The 20,184-nt window shown below is 43.0% G+C and carries 19 protein-coding genes; 13 read left to right on the top strand and 6 right to left on the bottom strand.

The genetic code is table 11. The features are described from left to right. Nucleotides 1-85: 85 nt before the first annotated feature. Nucleotides 86-580 (bottom strand): hypothetical protein, encoded by a 495-nt coding sequence (locus HY805_09300; GenBank protein MBI4824405.1) that lies wholly within the window; start codon nucleotides 578-580, stop codon nucleotides 86-88. A gap of 247 nt (nucleotides 581-827) precedes the next feature. On the opposite strand from HY805_09300, the gene HY805_09295 reads away from it, so the two are divergent. The 3 genes from HY805_09295 to tsaD are packed head-to-tail and all read left to right on the top strand — an operon-like array spanning nucleotide 828 to nucleotide 3,142. Next, a complete protein-coding gene (locus HY805_09295; GenBank protein MBI4824404.1) occupies nucleotides 828-1,442 on the top strand; it encodes an outer membrane lipoprotein carrier protein LolA in 615 nt (204 codons plus the stop codon). Then, nucleotides 1,426-2,136 (top strand): tetratricopeptide repeat protein, encoded by a 711-nt coding sequence (locus HY805_09290; GenBank protein MBI4824403.1) that lies wholly within the window; start codon nucleotides 1,426-1,428, stop codon nucleotides 2,134-2,136. Before HY805_09295 ends, HY805_09290 begins: the two co-directional genes overlap by 17 nt. A gap of 4 nt (nucleotides 2,137-2,140) precedes the next feature. Further along, nucleotides 2,141-3,142, top strand: a complete 1,002-nt coding sequence (tsaD, locus tag HY805_09285; protein ID MBI4824402.1) for a tRNA (adenosine(37)-N6)-threonylcarbamoyltransferase complex transferase subunit TsaD — start codon at nucleotides 2,141-2,143, stop codon at nucleotides 3,140-3,142. 3 nt (nucleotides 3,143-3,145) lie between these two features. Here tsaD and HY805_09280 read toward each other — a convergent pair whose 3' ends face one another. From HY805_09280 to HY805_09270, 3 genes are all read right to left on the bottom strand, one after another. Then, entirely contained in the window at nucleotides 3,146-3,562 is a 417-nt protein-coding gene (locus HY805_09280) for a hypothetical protein (GenBank protein MBI4824401.1), read from the bottom strand. Between the two features lie 84 nt (nucleotides 3,563-3,646). Next, nucleotides 3,647-5,926 carry a GspE/PulE family protein gene (locus HY805_09275; GenBank protein MBI4824400.1) on the bottom strand — a complete coding sequence of 760 codons (2,280 nt, stop codon included), beginning with the start codon at nucleotides 5,924-5,926 and terminating at the stop codon, nucleotides 3,647-3,649. Nucleotides 5,927-6,153: 227 nt separating this feature from the next. Continuing rightward, a complete protein-coding gene (locus HY805_09270) occupies nucleotides 6,154-6,672 on the bottom strand; it encodes a transposase (GenBank protein ID MBI4824399.1) in 519 nt (172 codons plus the stop codon). Nucleotides 6,673-7,059: 387 nt separating this feature from the next. On the opposite strand from HY805_09270, the gene HY805_09265 reads away from it, so the two are divergent. The 4 genes from HY805_09265 to HY805_09250 are packed head-to-tail and all read left to right on the top strand — an operon-like array spanning nucleotide 7,060 to nucleotide 11,049. Then, nucleotides 7,060-7,476 (top strand): hypothetical protein, encoded by a 417-nt coding sequence (locus HY805_09265; protein ID MBI4824398.1) that lies wholly within the window; start codon nucleotides 7,060-7,062, stop codon nucleotides 7,474-7,476. A 58-nt stretch (nucleotides 7,477-7,534) separates the two neighbouring features. Next, nucleotides 7,535-9,973 (top strand): ATP-dependent Clp protease ATP-binding subunit, encoded by a 2,439-nt coding sequence (locus HY805_09260; protein MBI4824397.1) that lies wholly within the window; start codon nucleotides 7,535-7,537, stop codon nucleotides 9,971-9,973. A 12-nt stretch (nucleotides 9,974-9,985) separates the two neighbouring features. After that, a complete protein-coding gene (locus HY805_09255; GenBank protein MBI4824396.1) occupies nucleotides 9,986-10,534 on the top strand; it encodes a TlpA family protein disulfide reductase in 549 nt (182 codons plus the stop codon). An 11-nt stretch (nucleotides 10,535-10,545) separates the two neighbouring features. Then, complete coding sequence (locus HY805_09250) at nucleotides 10,546-11,049, top strand: DUF4416 family protein (protein MBI4824395.1); 504 nt, start codon at nucleotides 10,546-10,548, stop codon at nucleotides 11,047-11,049. Between the two features lie 3 nt (nucleotides 11,050-11,052). On the opposite strand, the gene HY805_09245 is transcribed toward HY805_09250, so the two are convergent. Then, entirely contained in the window at nucleotides 11,053-12,216 is a 1,164-nt protein-coding gene (locus HY805_09245) for an HD domain-containing protein (GenBank protein MBI4824394.1), read from the bottom strand. After that, on the bottom strand, nucleotides 12,203-13,846 hold the full coding sequence (locus HY805_09240) for a HEAT repeat domain-containing protein (protein MBI4824393.1): 1,644 nt from the start codon (nucleotides 13,844-13,846) through the stop codon (nucleotides 12,203-12,205). The genes HY805_09245 and HY805_09240 overlap by 14 nt, the downstream gene beginning before the upstream one ends. 65 nt (nucleotides 13,847-13,911) lie before the next feature. On the opposite strand from HY805_09240, the gene amrS reads away from it, so the two are divergent. The 6 genes from amrS to HY805_09210 all read left to right on the top strand — a co-directional run bounded on the left by amrS (nucleotide 13,912) and on the right by HY805_09210 (nucleotide 20,180). Beyond that, a complete protein-coding gene (amrS, locus tag HY805_09235) occupies nucleotides 13,912-14,889 on the top strand; it encodes an AmmeMemoRadiSam system radical SAM enzyme (GenBank protein MBI4824392.1) in 978 nt (325 codons plus the stop codon). Between the two features lie 63 nt (nucleotides 14,890-14,952). Further along, nucleotides 14,953-15,420 carry a dCMP deaminase family protein gene (locus tag HY805_09230; GenBank protein ID MBI4824391.1) on the top strand — a complete coding sequence of 156 codons (468 nt, stop codon included), beginning with the start codon at nucleotides 14,953-14,955 and terminating at the stop codon, nucleotides 15,418-15,420. Continuing rightward, complete coding sequence (locus tag HY805_09225) at nucleotides 15,417-16,184, top strand: TIGR00159 family protein (protein MBI4824390.1); 768 nt, start codon at nucleotides 15,417-15,419, stop codon at nucleotides 16,182-16,184. The genes HY805_09230 and HY805_09225 overlap by 4 nt, the downstream gene beginning before the upstream one ends. Next, entirely contained in the window at nucleotides 16,181-16,570 is a 390-nt protein-coding gene (locus HY805_09220) for a hypothetical protein (protein ID MBI4824389.1), read from the top strand. Before HY805_09225 ends, HY805_09220 begins: the two co-directional genes overlap by 4 nt. Further along, nucleotides 16,567-17,913, top strand: coding sequence for a phosphoglucosamine mutase (locus HY805_09215; protein MBI4824388.1), 1,347 nt, complete (start codon nucleotides 16,567-16,569; stop codon nucleotides 17,911-17,913). The genes HY805_09220 and HY805_09215 overlap by 4 nt, the downstream gene beginning before the upstream one ends. Continuing rightward, nucleotides 17,910-20,180: a DNA internalization-related competence protein ComEC/Rec2 gene (locus tag HY805_09210; protein MBI4824387.1), complete on the top strand. Its 2,271-nt coding sequence runs from the start codon at nucleotides 17,910-17,912 to the stop codon at nucleotides 20,178-20,180. Before HY805_09215 ends, HY805_09210 begins: the two co-directional genes overlap by 4 nt. Nucleotides 20,181-20,184 lie beyond the last annotated feature (4 nt).

The raw sequence follows: 20,184 nt of genomic DNA, 5'->3' as shown, positions 1-20,184 counted from the left end.
AAGGCACGGACTTCGGTAAAATAACCAATGAGCAGGTGGCAATGGTAGCATCATTAATTAACACAAGGCCCAGAAAATGTCTGGGCTACAAGACGCCCCTTGAAGTCGCATCTGTTGCACTTCGAGATTGAATGTAGGAACCAATATTCTGATTTATAGGTAAAAATAAGAGCCTTATATATGTAACAATTACCCTAAACTGGGTTAAAAGATAGTCCCCTCTCGATATTTCCCCATAGCCTCGTGTTGCAGGCTCTACTCCTGAGATGATTTCTCCAACAGGCTTGTCAATGCCTATGAGAGTAAGGGGAATTATAAGCATGGTCAGAAGTAAGGGAATAAGATAAAGTATTCTCTTGCCTAAAGAGCCTTTAAAAAACAAGAATTCATAAAGGGCAATGACAAGAGGAAGTGTAAATGCATTTTCCTTTGTCTTCATGGCAAAAATGGCTGAAAGAATGCTGGCAAGGTAGAGTAGTAAAGCTTTCCTGTCATTCCGAACTTGTTTCGGAATCCCATGAGATGCTGAAATGAATTCAGCATGACGGGAGGGAGTCAGGGAATGACCAACAAAAACCATAGTTCATTTTTTACTTGACAAATGGGACCCCTATTAAATTAAAGCAAAAACATTAGACCCTGAATCAAGTTCAGGGTGACAAGCCAATGAGGCAAAATGAGAAGAGTAGACATCACACCTGAGACAAAGAGAATAGCTCAGAGGACATATCTTGAGTTTGGTGGGGAAAATGGGATAAAGAGGAATGTTTGATAAAGGCAGGAAATTTGTGGTATTCTTAATTTATAAAATGAGGAAAATATTTTTTTTGCTACCCATAGTCATACTCACGGTAACCCCTGTCATAGCAACCGACATTCCTTCGGAGGTCTTAAGGATTCAGAAGGCATACGAGGGGATTTCGGATATTAAAGGCACATTCATTCAGAAAACCTATATAAAAGACCTTGAGAAAACTAAAACATACAAAGGCGAGTTTTTTATAAAACGACCCTCAAAGATGAGATGGACATATCAAAAGCAGGGCAAGGTTACAGAGGAGATTATTATAAAAGGAAAAGAGATGCTTATCTATCAGAAGGAGAAGAGTCAGGCATTCAAGGGCGCATTTGACAGACAGAGCTATGGACAGACGCCTGTTGCGCTTCTGAATGGTTTTGCGGACATACAAAGCGAGTTTGAGATAACCAAAAAGGGAACGCTCCTATATCTAAAGCCAAAGTCTCCAATGGGAGGCATAAACAGTATAGAACTTGAGCCATCTGAGACAGGGTTTCCTATAATGTCATTTAAGGTCACTGACTCATACTCAAACACAATAGAGATAATCCTTAGTGATGTCAGGCTAAACACAGGGCTTAAAGACTCTATATTCGAGCCACGGATTCCTGAAGGGATAAGCATATATGAGTATAATCCATAAGGCTCTCAAGCGGTCAGAGGAATCAAAGGCAAAAGAAAAAAAAGTCCGCATGAGGGTTTTCTTAGATGTAAAGGGAAGAAAAAGGCTTTGGGGCACATTGCTTGTTGTCTTAGCAACATCGGCACTCGTATTTTTCTTCATACTCTATTTTATTAAAAGCACCGAACAGCCAAAACATCAGACCCCAGTCGCTTTGCCAGATGTAAAAACAGAGCCTGCCATTATCCAGTCACAGCCTCCAAAAAGAGATACCTCACAACTTTTAGAGGAGGCAATAAAGAATTTTCGGGAATCAAAGTATGTAGTTTCGGAAAAGCTCCTTAAGGAAGCCCTTCTCATAGAGCCTGACAACCCTTCCCTTCACAACCACTTAGGCCTTGCTCTCAGAAGACAGGGAAAACTAAGAGACGCCATTTCGGCATATGAAAAAGCAATGAAGCTAAAGCCCGATTACTTCGAGGCAATGAACAACATGGCAGTAGCATTAGAGGCAGTGGGTCAAAGGAAAAAGGCAGAGGAGCTTTATAAAAAGGCACTTTCCATTAACCCCTCGTATGCAGAGGCTCATCTGAACTACGGACTTCTTCTTGAGGTTAGAGGTAGGCTCGATGAGGCAAAGGCACACTACCAGAGCTTTCTTGTCCTGTCAAAAGACGAAGAACTGAAAAGGCTTGTCCAGAGAAAACTGAGATAAGCGGATGCTGATTTTAGGCATAGACACATCCTGCGATGACACCTCAGGCTCTTTGCTCGATATAGATGAAGACAATGTCCAGATAATCTCAAACATCGTGTCGAGCCAGACAGAGATTCATAAAAAATACGGTGGTATCGTTCCTGAGCTTGCAGGAAGAAGGCACATGGAGTTTATATGGCTTGTCGTAGATGAGGCAATGAAGGGTAACCCACTCGATGAGCTTAAAGCCATAGCTGTATGCGGAGGACCGGGGCTTATTGGCTCTTTGCTGGTTGGCTGTTCCTTTGCAAAGGCAATATGCTATTCAAAGGGCATACCTTTAATCTCGGTCAACCACTTAGAGGGACATATACTTTCAGTATTCCTCGAGGAAGAAAAACCAGCATTCCCATTCATCAGCCTCATAGTATCAGGAGGCCATACATGTCTTTACAAGGTCGATGGGTTTTGTAGATACAAAGAATTAGGCAGGACAAGGGACGATGCAGTAGGAGAGGCATTTGACAAGGTCTCAAAGCTCATTGGGCTTGGTTATCCCGGCGGACCCGAGATAGATAGAATTGCAAAGGAAGGCAATCCAAAGGCAATAAGGTTTCCAAGACCTTATCTTCCAGGAAGTATGGATTTCAGCTTTAGCGGTCTTAAGACTGCTGTTAAGCTCGTCTTAAATCCTCCGAATGGAAGCGTGCCTACACTCAGACCTGCTGACATTGCCGCATCGTTTCAGTCCGCAATCGTCGATGTGCTCGTAAGAAAATCCGAGTGGGCTATTAAAAAACAGAGTATACAAAGACTTTCGCTATCAGGCGGAGTTGCCGCAAACAGCGAGCTTAGGCATAGTATAAAGGAGATGGCAATTAAAAAAGGGATTAAGCTTTACCTTCCATCCCCTCAGCTTTGCACCGACAATGCAGTAATGATTGCCTTTGCAGGATACCACCGCCTCATGGCAGGCGACATAGCAGGGCTTGACCTAAACCCAAAGGCATATCTGCCGATTTAAAGATTAAGCCTGAGCCTTCTCCTTTCCAAACACAGTAAACATTATGTTATAAAAAAATATGAATATAGAAAACCCCTGAATTACTCCGAATGTCCCTGTAAGAGTACCATAGAGGGTTTTAGAAGGATTCATCTGCATGAGGATATAAGATACAACCATTCCCGAAAGACCGATGTTCGAGAGCCAGAAATGCACCTCGCCAAGCATCCTGCTTTTAAGGAGCTTTCCTGCAAACCTCGGCAATATGTGATAGCCAACACCGTATATCATCATCGAGACCCAACCGAGCATCATAAGATGGGAGTGCACAAACCTGAGATTGACAAGAGACGGCATCCAGAGCATCCATATGCCAAAGAGCGAGGCAATAACAAAATACACTATGCTCATGGCTATAAAGTTTTTTACGAATCTATCCATAAACACCTCCTTACCCTTTTAATAAAGACTACCACATCCCCTTCACAGTTACTATGATGGATGTCATAAGAGGCAGACAGAGGGTTACTGGCTCATGCACACGCTTCTTACCTGTTTGAAGTCAGTGTATCCTTTGAAGATTTTTGCTATGCCATCATGAAATAGGGTTCTCATTCCGTCTTTAATAGCAAGGGCTCTGATTTCCTCTGCAGTGGATTTTTTCTGCATAAGGGATTTCATTGCCTTGGTTGCAACGAGAAGCTCAAATAGCCCAATCCTGCCTTTATAGCCCGTATGATTGCATTCATCACAGCCCTTTGCTCTGTAAAGAGTAAGGGTATTGTCATATGCTATACCCAATTCGGAAAAGAATTCTTTTCCATAGGCATTGCCGAGGGTCTCAAACTCATCGGCAGATGGATGATAGGGTTCTTTACATTTCTTGCATAATGTTCTTGCCAGTCGCTGTGCCAGAATTCCAAGAAGGGCATCTGCAAAATTAAAAGGGTCTATTCCCATATCGATGAGCCTGACAATGGTCTCGGGCGCACTGTTTGTATGAAGGGTGCTGAAGACAAGATGACCTGTAAGGGATGCCTCGACGCCTATCGAGGCTGTCTCATGGTCTCTCATCTCGCCAACCATGATGACATCCGGGTCTGCCCTTAGAAATGCACGCATTGCCCTTGCGAAATTCAGGTCTATCTTGGGTTTAACCTCAAGCTGTCTTAAGCCCTCCTGTGTTATTTCGACAGGGTCCTCAGCAGTCCATATCTTTCTCTCAGGGGTGTTTATATAACCCAATGCAGAATGAAGGGTCGTGGTTTTTCCAGAGCCCGTGGGTCCTACGACAAGAACGATTCCATATGGATAGGAGAGTATCTCCTTGAAACGCTTGTAATCGTTGTCAGAAAGGTTCAGTGCCTCCAGTGTCATTGGTTTAGAAGAGGCAAGGATTCTTATTACGACATCCTCGCCTCCAACCGTTGGCAGTGTTGCCACACGAAGCTCTATTGGTGTGTCCTTATAGATGAATTTAATCTTTCCGTCCTGAGGAAGTCTTCTTTCGGAGATGTCTAAATTAGCCATAATCTTGACTCTCGATGTAAGGGCGCTACTATAGCTAAATGGAACCTCGAGATGTTTGTGGCATATGCCGTCAACCCTGAAGCGGATATATGTTGTCTTTTTTGCCTTGCTCGGCTCTATATGGATGTCAGAGACACCCTTTTCATAGCCCTCGATAAATATCTGGTTGACGAGACGAACTATAGTGCCTGCATTTTCGTCGACTACCGATTCTGTCTCCACCTCGCTTTTTTCATCCTTGACATCCATCTCGGAAAGTATATCGGTAATGGAACCACCTTCCTTTGTATCCGTTTCGAGGACATGGAGGAATTTTAATATATCCTCTTTTAAAGCCACCTGAAATTCATACTCCTTTGCCTTAATCAGGCTTTTTATTTCCATGATTTTTGGGTCCCTCGGATTATCTATCAGGATAGTGGCTTTTCCATTTGACAAAGACACAGGAACCCAGAATGAGTTTTTCAGGTATGCCATGTTAAGACCCTTCAGCAGGTCTTTCTGAATGATTATTTTCGGGTCGTATTCGATGAAGCGACAGCCATAGAACTGGCTCAAGGATGCGCCTATATCAGATTTTTTCACCTTATAATTTTCCATAATGACCGTCTCGACATCTTTTTTCTGCTCCCTCGCAATGGTCAAAGCTGTTCTTAATTCGGCTTCGGTAATAACATTTAGGCTTATGAGGTAGTCAAATCGTGTGCGTATCATCTTTGCCTGGTTTCTGAATGCAATGCCCAGCACTCGTGCTATCTCAAGAATGCTTGTCTGGTCTAATCTCGTAAAGGCAGGTCCGTGTTTCTTATTTATCAGCTGAATGACCCCAAGAATCTTATTCTCGAATATTATCGGAGCTGAAAGCATCTGTTTTGAGGTGAATCCCGATTTCTGGTCCCAGTGTTTGTCGAAATTCAGATTCGGGTCTATTTTTTTCAACTGCATAGTGTCATATACATCGGCAATGTTCAACACCTTTGCACTATATGCTGTGTAGCCGGCAATGCTTGAATTGGAGATAGGCACCCTTATCTCTCTTATGCCTGTGCCAACAAGGTATTTCGATACGAGCTCCTTATTTACAGGGTCAACGAGATAGATAGTAATCCTTTCGGCATCGAAGAGGCTCAGGATTGCATCCTTAAGCTGAATCAATATCTCGTTGATATTGTTGGCAGAATGGATTTTGTTTGAGACAAATTTAAGCTTCTCGCTGAACTGAATCTGTGCCTGTAGTGTTTGAATATTGGTTGGTGTTTTCTCTGGAACAGCCATATAGTAGTATAGTTAATAAGTCGGTTTCTTTCAAGTAACAGTATGGGTTCAACACATATGAGACAAGTTATATCCCCCTCACCCTAAACCCTCTCCCACAAGGGGAGAGGGGATTACACACCCCTGACCCCTCTTAATAGAGGGAAATACGATATTCTTCTGCCGAGGCTTCGGCATCGCAATGACAGGGGGATAGTCAATTATGGTAGGACAGGCGTCTCGCCTGTCTATAAATCATCGTCTATCCACCCCTTTATGTATAGCCATTTATAATCCTCATATCTATTTGATAAATTTGCCTTAATTGGATTGTTCGCAATATAGTTAAGTTTCTTTAAAAACTCGCTCTCGTTTCTTATAACCCTGTCATTGCTCTCATCTTGCCATACCCTACCTTTTCTATTTGATATTCTGTTGATCTCATGCGCGGTAAAGCTTTTTATGCTGTGCATTATCTTTGGTAATCTATCCATAGGATTTATTAGCAGATGAACATGGTCATCTAATATAACAAAAGCAAAAAGTTCATACTTCTTGCCATCCAAGAAACGAATGGCATTGGAAACACAATCTTTATGTAAGGGTGATAAAGATTGCCTGTTGTATGTAGAAAATGTGATCAAATAATAGCCCGCTGATAATTGAAAATGAGGAAGATGTCGTCTCCATGAAATATCTGACAGGCGAGACGCCTGTCCTGCTGGTCGGAGTTGCCTTCCTGAAATATCTCGCGAGATTTTAGGCATAGCTGAAAACTTCCTTTTTTACTGTATACAGCCTTTCTGCTGACTATATTATGCCCTGAGCTTATTCCCTGTCAATGAGAGTAAAAGATAAACTGAGATTGCTTCGTCCCGAAGGTTCGGGACTCGCAATGACGGGTGAGTGGCGGGCAATGGAAACCATAGTTCACTTTTTACTTGACAAATGGGATTTAAAAGGTTATTATTCTAACTATAGTTTTAATAGATTGGGCTTATAAAACGATGGTTGAGGAGATGCTGAAATAAATTCAGCATGACAAAAATGCAAAGTAAATGCAAAGCAAAACAAAGCAAAAGCAAAGCAGAAATACTTTAAAATCAATGGGTTAGATGGGGCACCCCCTACCCTAAAAAAGAAAGGAGTTTTAGATGACAAAGGGCTCAGAGAAAAACAGAGAGCTTGTCTTCAGGGTTTATCGAGAGGCAGGTGGAAAAGGTGTTAGGGACATACTCGGAAGGCTTGAAAAAGAGCATGGCATTAAAATATCAAGCCAGACACTTCGTTTATGGAAGAAAGAAGGCAGATGGGATGAGCGTATAGATAGAGGCCGTGGGCTTGATGAGGAGATGGTCATAAGGCTTTTAAGGCTTATAAAGAAATATGAGAGGTATCTTGAAGCCTGCTCGGGAGTGGATACACAGGCGGCTTATGCATATATAAATATGATAAGGGCAGTGAGTGAGCTACAGAGAAAGATGCCAAAGAGGATAGACCCTGAAAGGATGAAAGAGGTTGCACAGGAGATATTAGAGACAGAATTCGGAATTAAAAGGGGTAATGGATGACGCAGGCTCAGTTGACATTTATTTTAAGAAAGCATTATTATTTAATTAAGGATAGGATATGTTTGAGAAGTTTACGGAAAAGGGAAGAAAGATAATCATATATGCCAAGGAAGAGGCTGAAAAAAGGCAGAATGATTATCTTGGCACAGAGCACCTCCTGCTTGCCATCCTAAGGGAAGAAGACACACTGCCAATAGCAATTCTCAGAAAAATGGGCATATCCTCGGATGAGCTTCGCATGGAGATAGAAAGAAACCTTCCTGCAGGCAGTAACATTCTTACATTCGGAGATGTTCCATTCACGCCAAGGGCTAAAAAGGTTCTCGAGCTTGCCATAGAGGAGGCACGGCTTCTTGGACACAACTATATCGGAAGTGAGCATCTTCTGCTCGGTCTCCTCAGAGAAGACGAAGGTATTGCAGGGAAAATCTTGAGGAGTTTTGGGGCTAATCTCCTTGGAGCAAGACAGCTTACGATTAATCTTGTTCTTAAGGCATATCCTCATGTCAAAGAGAAAAAGTCCCCTACACCTGCGCTTGACGAATTTGGAAGAGACATCACACAACTGGCAAAAGAAGGAAAGCTCGACCCTGTTATAGGTATGGAAAGCCAGATAGAGCGCATAATGCAGATTTTAGGCAGAAGGATTAAGAACAACCCTGCAATAGTAGGAGAAGCAGGGGTTGGGAAAACCGCACTCGTAGAGGGACTTGCGCAGAAGATAGTTGAAGGCGATGTGCCTGAAAACCTGCTGGGCAAACGCATTGTCTCCCTTGACCTTGGCTCCCTGATAGCAGGAACAAAATACAGGGGACAGTTCGAAGAAAGGCTTAAGGTCGTAATGAAGGAGATTATCCAGTATGACAATATAATACTTTTTATAGACGAATTTCATACCCTTATTGGAGCAGGTGCGGCAGAAGGCTCTGTGGATGCATCCAGTATGCTCAAGCCTGCACTTTCCCGAGGCGAGATACAGTGCATAGGTGCAACCACCCCTAATGAGTATAGAAAATATGTCGAAAGGGATGCCGCATTAGAAAGAAGGTTTCAGCCGATATATCTTCAGCCTCCTCCTGTTGATGAGGCTGTCAAAATGCTCAGAGGCTTGAAGTCCAGATATGAGATACACCATAAGGTAAAATACACCGAAAGTGCCATATCCCATGCAGTAATACTGTCTGACAGATACATCGCAGATAGATACCTTCCTGACAAGGCAGTCGATGTCATTGACGAGACAGGCTCAAGGATAAAGCTCAAAAGGCATATTCCATCACCCGAAATGAAGGAGATGGAAGACGAGCTAAGCAGACTTTCGAAAGAGAAGAACCTTTATGTTAAACTGCATGACATCGAAAAAGCCGCTAATGTCAGAGGCGAAGAGGAAAAGACAAAAAGACTTTATGAGCAGGTCCGCAGACAGTGGAAAAATAATCTGAACAAAGAAATCCCTATCGTAACCGAAGATGATATTTCGTATACGGTTTCAAAGATAACAGGCATTCCTCTTTTTAAGCTCGAAGAAAAAGACTCTGATAAGCTTCTCAATATGGAGCAAGAGCTTCACAAAAGACTTATTGCACAGGAAGAGGCTGTAAAGGCAGTCTCAAAGGCAATAAGAAGGTCAAGGGCAGGTCTTACGAGTAGGAAAAAGCCGATTGGCTCGTTCTTCTTCCTTGGCCCAACAGGTGTTGGAAAGACCGAGCTTGCAAAGGCACTTGCGGAGTTCCTTTTTAACGACGACAGCGCACTTATAAAAATAGACATGTCCGAGTATGTGGAAAGGTTCAATGTCTCAAGGCTAACAGGCGCACCTCCGGGCTATGTTGGCTATGAAGAAGGAGGACAGCTTACAGAGAAAATCAGAAAACGTCCATACTCGGTCGTGCTCTTTGACGAGATAGAAAAGGCTCATCCGGATGTCTTCAATATACTCCTTCAGGTTCTTGACGAAGGTGTTCTTACAGATAGCTTTGGAAGAAGGGTCGATTTCAAAAACTGCGTTATAATCATGACCTCCAATTTAGGTGCGAGGATTATCGAAAAGGCAACTCCACTTGGTTTCCAGAGGACATCTTCCGAGGACATTTACCTGCAGATTAAAGACAGTGTCCTTAACGAGCTTAAAAAGACCTTCAATCCTGAGTTCTTAAACAGGGTGGACGAGACAGTAGTATTCCACCCATTAAGCAAAAACCACCTGCACTCTATTATAGACCTTCTGATTTCGGAGACGAATAAGCTCTTGCTCGAGCAGGAACTCGTTATCGAGCTTGACACAGAGGTCAAGGAATGGATAACAGACAAATACTGCCAGCCTGCATATGGTGCAAGGCCTATGAGAAGGGCAGTTCAGAAGATTATCGAAGACCCCTTATCAGAGGAATTGTTGAGAGGAAGATTTAAGGGTGTAAATAAGATAAGGGTTGTCCTTGAAAACGGTGCTCCGACATTTGTGGAGACCGAAAAACCTATATTAACAGGAGTTAATTAACAACCCTATACCTTGAAGACAAAAAAATCTCTCGTCATAGCTCTAATCATAGCTCTAATCGTTGTCTTTATCGCAGTTGTGCTTTTTGTCCCTGCAAAAAAGTCAAAGGAAAAAGCAGGGGTCGGTCTTATATCACCTGATTTCGAGCTAAAAGCCCCTGAGGGGAAAATCTGGAGGCTTAAAGACACATTGGGCTCTGTGGTGTTGATAAATTTCTGGGCATCATGGTGTCAGTCATGCAAGGATGAGATGCCATATCTTCAGAACCTTTACAGTATGACACAAGGCTCGGAGCCTATCCTTCAAAAAGGTCTCCGCATAATAACAATCCTTTATAAAGACAATCCCGAAGATGCTATAAGATATCTCAGCCAGAATAAATACAACCTGCCTCTCCTTATAGACTCTCGTGGCGAGGTCTCGCTGACATATGGACTGACAGGAGTGCCAGAGACATTTATAGTTGATAAAAACGGCATTCTCAGGGAGATACTAAAAGGACCTGTAGAGTTCGACTCCCCACAGGCAGTTGCCTTTTATACAAAGCTAATTCGGGAATAACGATGCTTTCGATGCTCTTTGTAGGCATACTCTTTGGCTCCGAAGAGCGACTGCATATGGCAGAGAAAAGACTCTGTGAGTGTTTTGGAGATATAATCTTAGAAAGCCCTGTGATGAAGTGGAACTACTCGGAGTATTATAGAGGAGAGCTTGGCTCTTCTATAGAGAGAAAATTTATCTTCTTTGAAAGACTTATAAATCAGGATTCCCTAAAGGACATAAAGACAAAAACCAATGCCATAGAGACGGAGCTTTCAGTTGTAGGTAAAAGAACGGTTAATCTCGACCCGGGGTATCTAACCCCTGCCAAGGTTGTTCTTGCATCGACAAAAGACTACTCGCACAGGCTTTATTTAGGAGAAGGCATATTTGCCGAGGTAACCCTTATATTCAAGACAAATAGATTCCACCCACACATAAACACCTATAGGGATTATCAGGATGAAAGCTACTTAAAAGTTTTTGAGGACGCTCGGAATATCCTGAAGGGCAGGTTAAAAAAAGTCGGTGCCTAAGGACTATCTGAAGATTTCGACAAACGCCTTCATAAGGGATGGGTCATAGAGTGTTCCGCTGGCATTATACATCGTAGTTAATGCCTCTTCTACAGAAAGTGTCCTCCGTTCATAAACCTTTCCTGAGACATAGCTATCGTAGTCGTCTGCTATGCTGATGATTCTACTAAAGATGTTAAGTTTTCTTCCTGTCGAGGTCTGTGGATAGCCTGAAAGGTTAAGTTTCATATGGTGCTCAAATGACACAAATATCGATAAAATAGAGGTTTCATCCAGCCCCAACAGCTTCAAGAGGATTTTTATTCCCTCTATAGGATGCCTCCTCAAAAGCTCCTTTTCTTTAGGGACAAAGTCTGTTTCCTTATTCAGGATGCTGAGGGGTATGTTGACCTTTCCAATGTCATGAAAGAATGCAGTCATTGCCAGTTTGCTCAGGTATGTTCTGTTAAGACCGATTCTTTTGCCTATGGCAGTAGAAAGTATGGCTACATTCACAGAGTGGTAATGGCTATAGTTAGGGACATCCTTGATAGTGGTGAAACCTAAAATACATTCCTCATCAGACAGGATGCGGTCAACTATCGATTGGATGGATTTCTTAACCTTCTTGAGGTTTGGCGAATGTCCTGCCTTAATAGAGGTATCCAGTTCCTTCATAGCAGAAACGGCTTTCAGATAAGCCTGCTTTGCGACAGCCTGGCTGTCCTTTAAATCGATGCCTCCTTGTTTTTGTAAAAACACAGGTCCGCCGACACTAAGTCCTTTTGTTAGCCTGCCTTCAAGGGCTGACTGCACAGAAGTGGCTTCTGCACCGCCTTTAATCGCATAGGCAAGATATATGAGGTCGTCTGCCTGTAAAGGAACCTTGAAACTTAGCACACCAATCGACCTTTTTTTAAACTCCTCTGCAAGATAAGTAAAATTCTCTATATCAGAAACCCCTGCCCTTATCCTAACCCCTTCTATATAAAAGGAGCCCTCGACCATCTTAATATTAAGCTCTCCTTTGTCTCCTAAGAAAAACTCAAGACTCGATATAAGCCTTTTAGCCGCATTGAGAACCGTCTCGTTCATTGCATCATAAAGTCCTGTCATCCTGACGAGGGCGCAGAAATTGGATATTATCGTTCTTCCGTATTTATGAACCTTTTCTCTAAGTGGCTCCACCTATTTTTGCCTCCTTAATAGCCCTAAGACAGGCATCTCTTAAAAGGCTTTTCTTTGCACTGGTTTCTTTCTGAAGAAGGGAGATAGCCTCTGGGCTTCTAATAATGCCAAGGGCATATGCCGCACATGCCCTTATCTCTGTAGTGTCGTCTTTTTCTATCAGCCCTTTCTTTTTAAATAGCTCCAAAAGAAGCGGGAATGCCTCTTGTCCTCCTAAAGAGGCTAAGGCTTCAAGCAGTTCCTTCTTTTCCGTAAATGATTTTTTCTTAAGCTCCTCCCTCGATACACTTCCTTTCAGCAGATGGAAAAGGTCTGCACCACCGATTCTTCTCATTGCTCTGAGTGCACCAGTTCTTACGGCAGAGTCCTCATCCTTTAGTGCCAAAAAAAGAAGCTTCTTAATCTCCTCGGAGCCAATACATTCAAGTGCCCTTAATGCCTCCCTCCTTACCCTTGGCTCTGGGTGCTTCAATGCCTTCTCTATAAGCTTAAGTGCGGCAGGCTCTTTTATCATGCCAAGAATCATCACTATGTTTCTTACGAGATACCACCGTTTATCGGTAATACCTGCCGAGAAAGCACCGATGTCCTGTTTGCCAAGCTCGATGAGGATGCTACAGAGAAGCTTTCTATGTTTTCTATCCTGAAGCTCTCCCAGAATCTCAATCATATTGGGCAAAGAGCTTTTCTTGAGAAGCATGAGATAACTGGTGATGTCCTCTGCAGGTAAAGACTCCCCAAAAAGCCTTCTCAGGTTTTCGATATTACCTGCCTTTGAAATAATATTGTCGATTATCTCTTTTTGTTCGGGCATGGATGAAACACCTGCCACCTTCTTTAGCTTCTGGAGTATCTCGAGCACACCTTTAAGGTCATTGTCTTTCAACCGCATATCCATTACCTTTCCAATGCCCTCCGTTAGTCTTGAAAACTCTTCCATGTCCTTTTCGACTGTCAGCATTGCAAGGAAGAGATTTGTTGCAGAGGAAAGAAGCGATTTCTCTGATAATCCAATCACCTCTGTTTTTATGGATGATAGCTCCTCATCGGTGAGTGGCTCTGTCTTCAGTTCAAGGAAAACGGGCTTTATTGTTAGCTCCGAATAAGAGGCTCCATAAATAGTGGTGACCTCTTCCACATCTTCGGAGACAGCCTCTTCTCCTGCAAGCTCCTCATCCACAGTCTCTTCGGCAACGATATATTCAAGGTGTTTGATATTCTTATCCCAGAGGAGTGTCGTTATATCGTCATGAAGGCTTTCCCTCGGTGCAAGCCTTAAGACATCGATGAAATCCACTATCTCGTCAAATGTCATACCCTTATGAAAACTTATCTGCCTTATACCGTCTGCATAAAGTAAAAGGGCAATGTTATCGGTTAACTCCTCGCTATGGAAAACCTCATTTTCCTCGTAAAGCAAGGAGTTGCGATCTATATCGAGGATAAGGTCATCATGGGTTTCAAAGTAGGTATTGAATTTTTCGGAAAGTGCAGTTGCAAATCTCTGGTATATGGGGTTGTCCTTTGGATACACATTAAAGGTCTTGACAGTCTTGGTAATGGTTATCAAAACATCCTTGACAAGGTCAAGGTCCTTACTGCTTACGCCTTCAGTTATATCCTCGGGCATATTACTTTTTTATCATTATTTGTAGTCATATGTCAATAACATAGCCGAACCAGTTATAATAATTTATGGCAAAGGTTCGGTGCGAGCTATGCCCTACTGAGTGCGTTCTTGCCGAATACGAGGTTGGCGGATGCAGGGTAAGGATTAATAAAGGCGGTGTGCTTTATAGCCTTGTTTACGGAAAGCCCTGTGCTGTTCATGTAGACCCAATAGAGAAAAAGCCCTTCTATCATTTTCTGCCTGCAACAACTGCTTTCTCCATTGCCACTGTGGGCTGTGTGCTTGGATGCAAGTTCTGTCAGAACTGGCAGATATCTCAGGCAAAGCCCGAGGAGGCGGACTTCTACGAGATCCCGCCAGAGGAGGTTGTAAGACAGGCGATTTCCTATAAATCAAAGAGCATCTGCTATACATATACGGAGCCAACCGTGTTTTACGAATATATGCTTGACATTGCAGTGATAGCAAAAAAATACGGTATAAAAAACACAATCCATACATGCGGGTACATAAAGGAAAAGCCCTTGAGAGAGCTTGCAAGGCATCTCGATGCCTCTGATGTGGACCTTAAGGCATTTACCGAGGACTTCTATGGCAGGATATGCGGAGGAAGGCTTAAGCCTGTTTTGGATTCGATAGTTACGCTTAAAGATGAAGGCGTATGGCTTGAGCTTACAAACCTCATTATACCAAGCCTTAATGACAGCATGGATGAGATAAAGGAGATGAGCAGGTGGATTCTTAAAAATGTCGGACCCGATACTCCAGTGCATTTCTCACGGTTTTTCCCCTACTATAAACTGAAGGACCTTCCACCTACCCCACCCGAGACCCTCGATAATGCAAGAAAAACAGCGATGGATGTAGGGCTCAGATATGTGTATATCGGAAACATAAGGAGCACTTCAGAGAACACATCCTGCCATAACTGTAAAAGACTTCTTATAGAGCGGCATGGATACTTTGTGGCACAAAACAATATCGTTAAAGGCAGGTGCAAGTTCTGTAACGTCTCCATACCGGGGGTGTGGGAGAACACATAGGGATTGTGATAAAATAGGTGATGCTTCTGCCTTTTAAAAAACCTTCTTAAAAGAAAGACTGTTATGAAGAAAAAGAATAGGCCGGGCTGGGATGAATATTTCATAAATATCGCAAGGGCAGTATCCGAGCGGGCTACATGCCTCAGGCGGAGATATGGTGCAATTGTGACAAAGGATAATACGATTATCAGCACCGGATATAATGGCGCGCCCCGTGGCATGAAAGACTGTCTTTCAGTCGGCAGATGCACAAGAAAGGAGCTTAAGATACCACATGGCGAACGATACGAGCTCTGCCATAGCGTACATGCAGAGGCAAACGCCATAATCAGGGCATCGGCAGAGGAGCTTAGTGGAGCAACTATTTACATATCAGGCATTGACAACGGACTAAGGGAATGTAACTCGGAGCCTTGTATGATGTGCAAAAGAATTATTCTGAATGCAGGGATAACAAAGGTTGTTTATTCCGATGGCAATGGCGGATTCCATATCGCCCTGCCGCCAATGTGGCTGAGAAAACGGATATGATAAAGCTAATCATGCAACTTACATGGCGGGATGTCCTTGACATTGCACTGGTCTCAGTGATACTTTACCGTCTTTTGCTCATAATAAAGGGCACAAAAGCCGCACAGATGCTCATAGGGCTCGTAATCCTGCTGATAGCTTCCGTGGTGTCGAGGTATCTGCCACTTTATACCTTAGATTGGCTTCTTCAGGGGTTCTGGGCATATATAGTGATAGCCCTTATAGTCATCTTTCAGCCCGAGATAAGAAGGGCACTTGCAAAAATAGGCGAGACATCTCTTCTTGGGGCATTTACATCAGCCGAGGAGCTGAGAAGTCTCGAGGAGATTGTAAGGGCATCCGTTGCCATGTCAAACAGAAAGATTGGTGCATTAATTATTCTTGCGAGGGAAACAGACCTCAAGGACTTCATAGAGATAGGAACTAATCTGGATGCAAAGGTCTCGAAAGAACTGATTTTAAGTATATTTCATCCAACATCTCCTATACATGACGGAGCTATAATCATAAAGGGAAACAGGGTCGTATCAGCAGGCTGTTTTCTGCCTATCTCGCCTGCTCCTAAAATCAGCAAGGCACTTGGCACAAGGCACAGAGCCGCACTCGGCATTACAGAAGAGACAGACGCAATTGCTATAATAGTCTCGGAGGAGACAGGAGCTATATCCATGGCAATCGGAAGCAGGCTCGATGCACATCTGGATATGACAGGACTGAGAAACAGGCTTACTGAAATCTTTACGGAGAGGAAAAAAGAGCTATGATGAAAAAGAACCTCTGGCTTAAGGTCTCAGCACTTCTTTTTGCCATAGTCATGTGGCTTTTCGTTGTCTCGAAAGAGCAGACGATGCAGACCATAGATGTGCAGGTCGAGTTCAAAAACCTTCCCGAAGAACTTGAGATAATAGGTGATAATATACCTATAATTACAGTCAATTTAAAAGGACCAGAAAGGCTTCTTAAAAACATAACGCCATCGAGCATCCATATATATGTAGATATGAGCAATGCAAAGTTAGGCAGGCAGAGTTTTACAATCAGGGGTCAGACTATAAGGGTTCCGGCATTTTTGAAAGTGGCAGAAATAAACCCTTCCTCTATAAGTGTTACTACTTCCGAGAGGAAACAACTAAAAAGGAATACACCATGAGACTATTTGGGACAGATGGCATAAGGGGCAAGGTTAATAAATATCCAATGACGCCTGAGTGCGTTCTTAGAATCGGAATGGCCGCAGGCAGGCTCTTAGGCAAAGGGCATGGCAGAAATACAATACTCATCGGTAAAGACACGAGGCTTTCAGGCTATATGATAGAGTCTGCCCTGACATCAGGCATATGCTCCATGGGCATGAATGTAACTTTAGTTGGCCCAATGCCAACACCAGGGGTGGCATTCCTTACAAGGGCATTAAGGCTCGATGCAGGGATTGTCATATCAGCCTCGCATAACCCATTTGAGGACAACGGAATAAAGTTCTTCTCCTCAGAGGGATTTAAACTGCCTACTCAGATAGAGCATGAAATCGAAAGACTTGTGCTCGACGATAGCATACTCAGCCATAGACCCAGTGGTCAAAGTATAGGCAAGGCATACAGGCTCGATGATGCAGTAGGAAGATATATAGAATACATCAAGTCCACCATACCAAAGGGCATGACCCTCGAGGGGCTCAGGGCTGTTGTGGACTGTGCAAATGGTGCCGCATACAAAGTCACCCCATGGGTTCTCAGGGAATTGGGTGCAGATGTTATAACCATTGCAGATAAGCCAGACGGCATTAATATTAATAAAGACTGTGGCTCACTCAATCTTGGCAGGCTCAAGGCAGTGGTTAAGGAGCACAGGGCTCATATCGGGATAGCCCATGATGGAGATGCAGACAGAACCCTGTTTTTGGACGAAAAAGGAAGGACCGTTGATGGAGACCATGTCTTAGGCATGTGGGCAGTTGAGATGAAGGACAAAGGAAGGCTCAAGAAAAACACTGTGGTTGCAACTGTCATGAGCAACCTTGGGCTTGAGCATTACCTCAAAAGGCATGGAATAACGCTCATAAGGACAAAGGTAGGAGACAGATTTGTAACGGAAAGAATGCTGAAGGATGGATATAACTTAGGCGGAGAACAGTCAGGTCATATAATCTTTTTAGATTACAATACAACCGGTGACGGTCCGATAACTGCACTTCATGTCATTACCCTTATGAAAAAGAAAGGACTTCTGCTTTCCAATTTCAGAGACAAGATTAAGCTTTACCCGCAGGTGCTCGTAAATGTCCCTGTTAAAACGGCAAAGGATATAAAAACAGTTCCTGAGATACAATCGGCAATCTTAAAGGCAGAAGAAAAACTCAAAGACAAAGGAAGGGTGTTGGTTCGGGCATCAGGCACAGAGCCTAAGATAAGGGTGATGCTTGAAGGCAGGGATATGAAGACCATAAGAGAGCTTTCAGGCGACATAGCAGATGTAATCAGAAAAAAGATGTCATGAGATTCCTTTTAGCCTTCATAGGAGGGGTAACTGCCTTCTATGCATTTCAGTATTTTCCCTATCTGACAGTTATCCTTCTTTTATTAAGCCTTGCACTCATCCTACGCTCCATGGAAAGGAAAAGTTTCTTTCTCTTAGGCCTCATTGTCTTTGGCATACTGTATGTCCTCGTAAGACAGCCTCATAGCCCATATCTAAGCCGTATCGAGGCTGAGATAAATGGCGTATTCAGCTCAGCAGGTCTAAGGACAGAAGATGGTTTTGCACAGGAATTCAAGGTCAGCTCCATCAGGGACATTGAAAACTTCCAAAAAAGACAGTCCATGGATTTAAACCTGCATAAACTGGATATCTTCTCTGACAGGCAGTTTGAGCATGGCAGGAGATGCAGGCTAAAGGTGACGATTTATATGCCGGGAGAGAAGCTAAATCCTGGTGATTTCGAAAGACCATATGCAGTCTTACAATCCGTGATAGAAGAAAAAGACCTTAGTCTGCTCGAAACTACAAGGGCTAAGATTAACGAATCCATAAAGAAAAATTTTTTACAGGATTCAGCATCCCTCATAATGGCTGTCACAACAGGACAAAGGGAAGAGATGAGTGCTGAACTCAAGGAGGCATTCAACCTAACAGGGCTTGCACATCTCCTTAGCATCTCAGGCACCCACTTTGGTCTTTTCTCCATGCTCATATTTGCCATATTCAGGCTCCTCATAGGACTGCTTCCGTACAGCTCTCTTGAGAGGCTTACGGTCTATGTTAGTCCTTCACAGGCATCCTCAATCCTTGCTATACCCTTTATGCTTTTTTACTTAGGCATATCTGGTGCAAGCATACCTTCCATAAGGTCATTTGTAATGATAAGCCTTTTCCTTTTTGGCATCCTTATAAGCAAAAAGGGCTACTGGCTTAACTTTCTTTTGTTTGCAGGCGTAATACTTATCCTCTGGGAGCCGGAGGTTGTCTTAGACCTTTCGTTTCTGATGTCGTTTTCTGCTGTTTTTTTCATTGGTCTTTTCTTAAGGGACAGAATTCCGAGGGCAAAGCTCAAGAGCTATCCCCTGAACAGCCTGCTCATAACGCTCACTGCCACATTGGGCGTGGCACCATTCGTTTTATATTACTTCCACAGGTTCTCCCTCATCTCGCCTATTACAAACCTTATTGTCACCCCTATAGTTGGCTTCATACTGGTTCCTGTGTCTCTTTTGGATTCCCTCTTATACCTTATGACAGGCAGTTCTTTTACTGCGCCTCTTATTGGCAATGTCTCTAATCTTTCCATATTTCTTGTGAGGTCATTTGCAGGCATACCTTTTTCATCCGTAGGAGTACCTGCATTCCCTATATATATAATCATATTTTATTATGCATGCTTTCTCATGTATGCAGTGTTTAAGAAAAGATATATCCTTTTCTTACCATTAATCCTTGTAGTAGTTTATTCTGTTTATGCAGGGACATCGGAAAGGCATCTGACAGTCACATTCCTTGCACCATCTCAGGGCGATGCCTCTGTCATAGAGCTTGTAGATGGCAGAACAATAGCAGTCGATACAGGGAAAAGCGGACATGAAACCGTAGGATACCTGAGATACCATGCAATAAGTGAGCTCTCAGCCCTTGTGCTAAGCCATGGACACGAAGACCATATAGGCGGTATCGGGTATCTCCTTAAAAGATTCTGGGTCAGAGAGATATGGGACAATGGAGATATATTTTATCCCGGAAAACTCCCTTCCCACATAAAACACAGAACCCTTAAAAGAGGAGATTATATTAAAAAAGATGGCTATAGCATCTATGTCTTTCATCCCTATAAAGAGTTTTATACTTCCCATAATAATACCGCTGTAGAGGAAAATAACGATTCCCTCGTAATCAGGGTCGAAGGCAAAATAGGGTTTCTATTTACAGGAGACATAGAAGAAGAGACAGAGGAAGACATATCGCATCTTGGAAAATGGCTTAAAAGCAAGGTGCTTAAGGTTCCGCATCATGGCTCGGTAAAATCCATACATAAAGGATTTTTCGATGCAGTCTCGCCTGAGATTGCAGTTATAACCTCAAAGAGATTGAATCAAAAAATGCAGTTGGCATTAAGCCCTGCAAGGCTCTATCTTACAGGCAGAGATGGTGCAATAAAGATTGAGGATAAACCAGAGGGACTTTTAATAAAGACCTATACGGATTTTAACCTTAAAAAAACAAAAGGCTTAAATGAGGAGATTAAGAACATAAAAAGGCTTTTCGTAGTGTGGTGAGACT

It is taken from the genome of Nitrospirota bacterium (assembly GCA_016207905.1).
Taxonomy (GTDB): domain Bacteria; phylum Nitrospirota; class Thermodesulfovibrionia; order Thermodesulfovibrionales; family JdFR-86; genus JACQZC01.
The sequence above is the reverse complement of the archived record's forward strand: the minus strand, read 5'-3'. Positions and strand labels throughout refer to the sequence as shown.

Excerpts from the sequence above, each read along its gene's own strand:
- HY805_09290 (MBI4824403.1), top strand. The coding sequence starts at position 1,426 with ATGAGTATAATCCATAAGGCTCTCAAGCGGTCAGAGGAATCAAAGGCA.
- HY805_09230 (MBI4824391.1), top strand. The coding sequence starts at position 14,953 with ATGAAGAAAAAGAATAGGCCGGGCTGGGATGAATATTTCATAAATATC.
- tsaD (MBI4824402.1), top strand. The coding sequence starts at position 2,141 with ATGCTGATTTTAGGCATAGACACATCCTGCGATGACACCTCAGGCTCT.
- HY805_09210 (MBI4824387.1), top strand. The coding sequence starts at position 17,910 with ATGAGATTCCTTTTAGCCTTCATAGGAGGGGTAACTGCCTTCTATGCA.
- HY805_09220 (MBI4824389.1), top strand. The coding sequence starts at position 16,181 with ATGATGAAAAAGAACCTCTGGCTTAAGGTCTCAGCACTTCTTTTTGCC.
- HY805_09260 (MBI4824397.1), top strand. The coding sequence starts at position 7,535 with ATGTTTGAGAAGTTTACGGAAAAGGGAAGAAAGATAATCATATATGCC.
- HY805_09265 (MBI4824398.1), top strand. The coding sequence starts at position 7,060 with ATGACAAAGGGCTCAGAGAAAAACAGAGAGCTTGTCTTCAGGGTTTAT.
- HY805_09215 (MBI4824388.1), top strand. The coding sequence starts at position 16,567 with ATGAGACTATTTGGGACAGATGGCATAAGGGGCAAGGTTAATAAATAT.
- HY805_09270 (MBI4824399.1), bottom strand. The coding sequence starts at position 6,672 with ATGCCTAAAATCTCGCGAGATATTTCAGGAAGGCAACTCCGACCAGCA.
- HY805_09280 (MBI4824401.1), bottom strand. The coding sequence starts at position 3,562 with ATGGATAGATTCGTAAAAAACTTTATAGCCATGAGCATAGTGTATTTT.
- HY805_09240 (MBI4824393.1), bottom strand. The coding sequence starts at position 13,846 with ATGCCCGAGGATATAACTGAAGGCGTAAGCAGTAAGGACCTTGACCTT.
- HY805_09250 (MBI4824395.1), top strand. The coding sequence starts at position 10,546 with ATGCTCTTTGTAGGCATACTCTTTGGCTCCGAAGAGCGACTGCATATG.
- amrS (MBI4824392.1), top strand. The coding sequence starts at position 13,912 with ATGGCAAAGGTTCGGTGCGAGCTATGCCCTACTGAGTGCGTTCTTGCC.
- HY805_09275 (MBI4824400.1), bottom strand. The coding sequence starts at position 5,926 with ATGGCTGTTCCAGAGAAAACACCAACCAATATTCAAACACTACAGGCA.
- HY805_09225 (MBI4824390.1), top strand. The coding sequence starts at position 15,417 with ATGATAAAGCTAATCATGCAACTTACATGGCGGGATGTCCTTGACATT.
- HY805_09300 (MBI4824405.1), bottom strand. The coding sequence starts at position 580 with ATGGTTTTTGTTGGTCATTCCCTGACTCCCTCCCGTCATGCTGAATTC.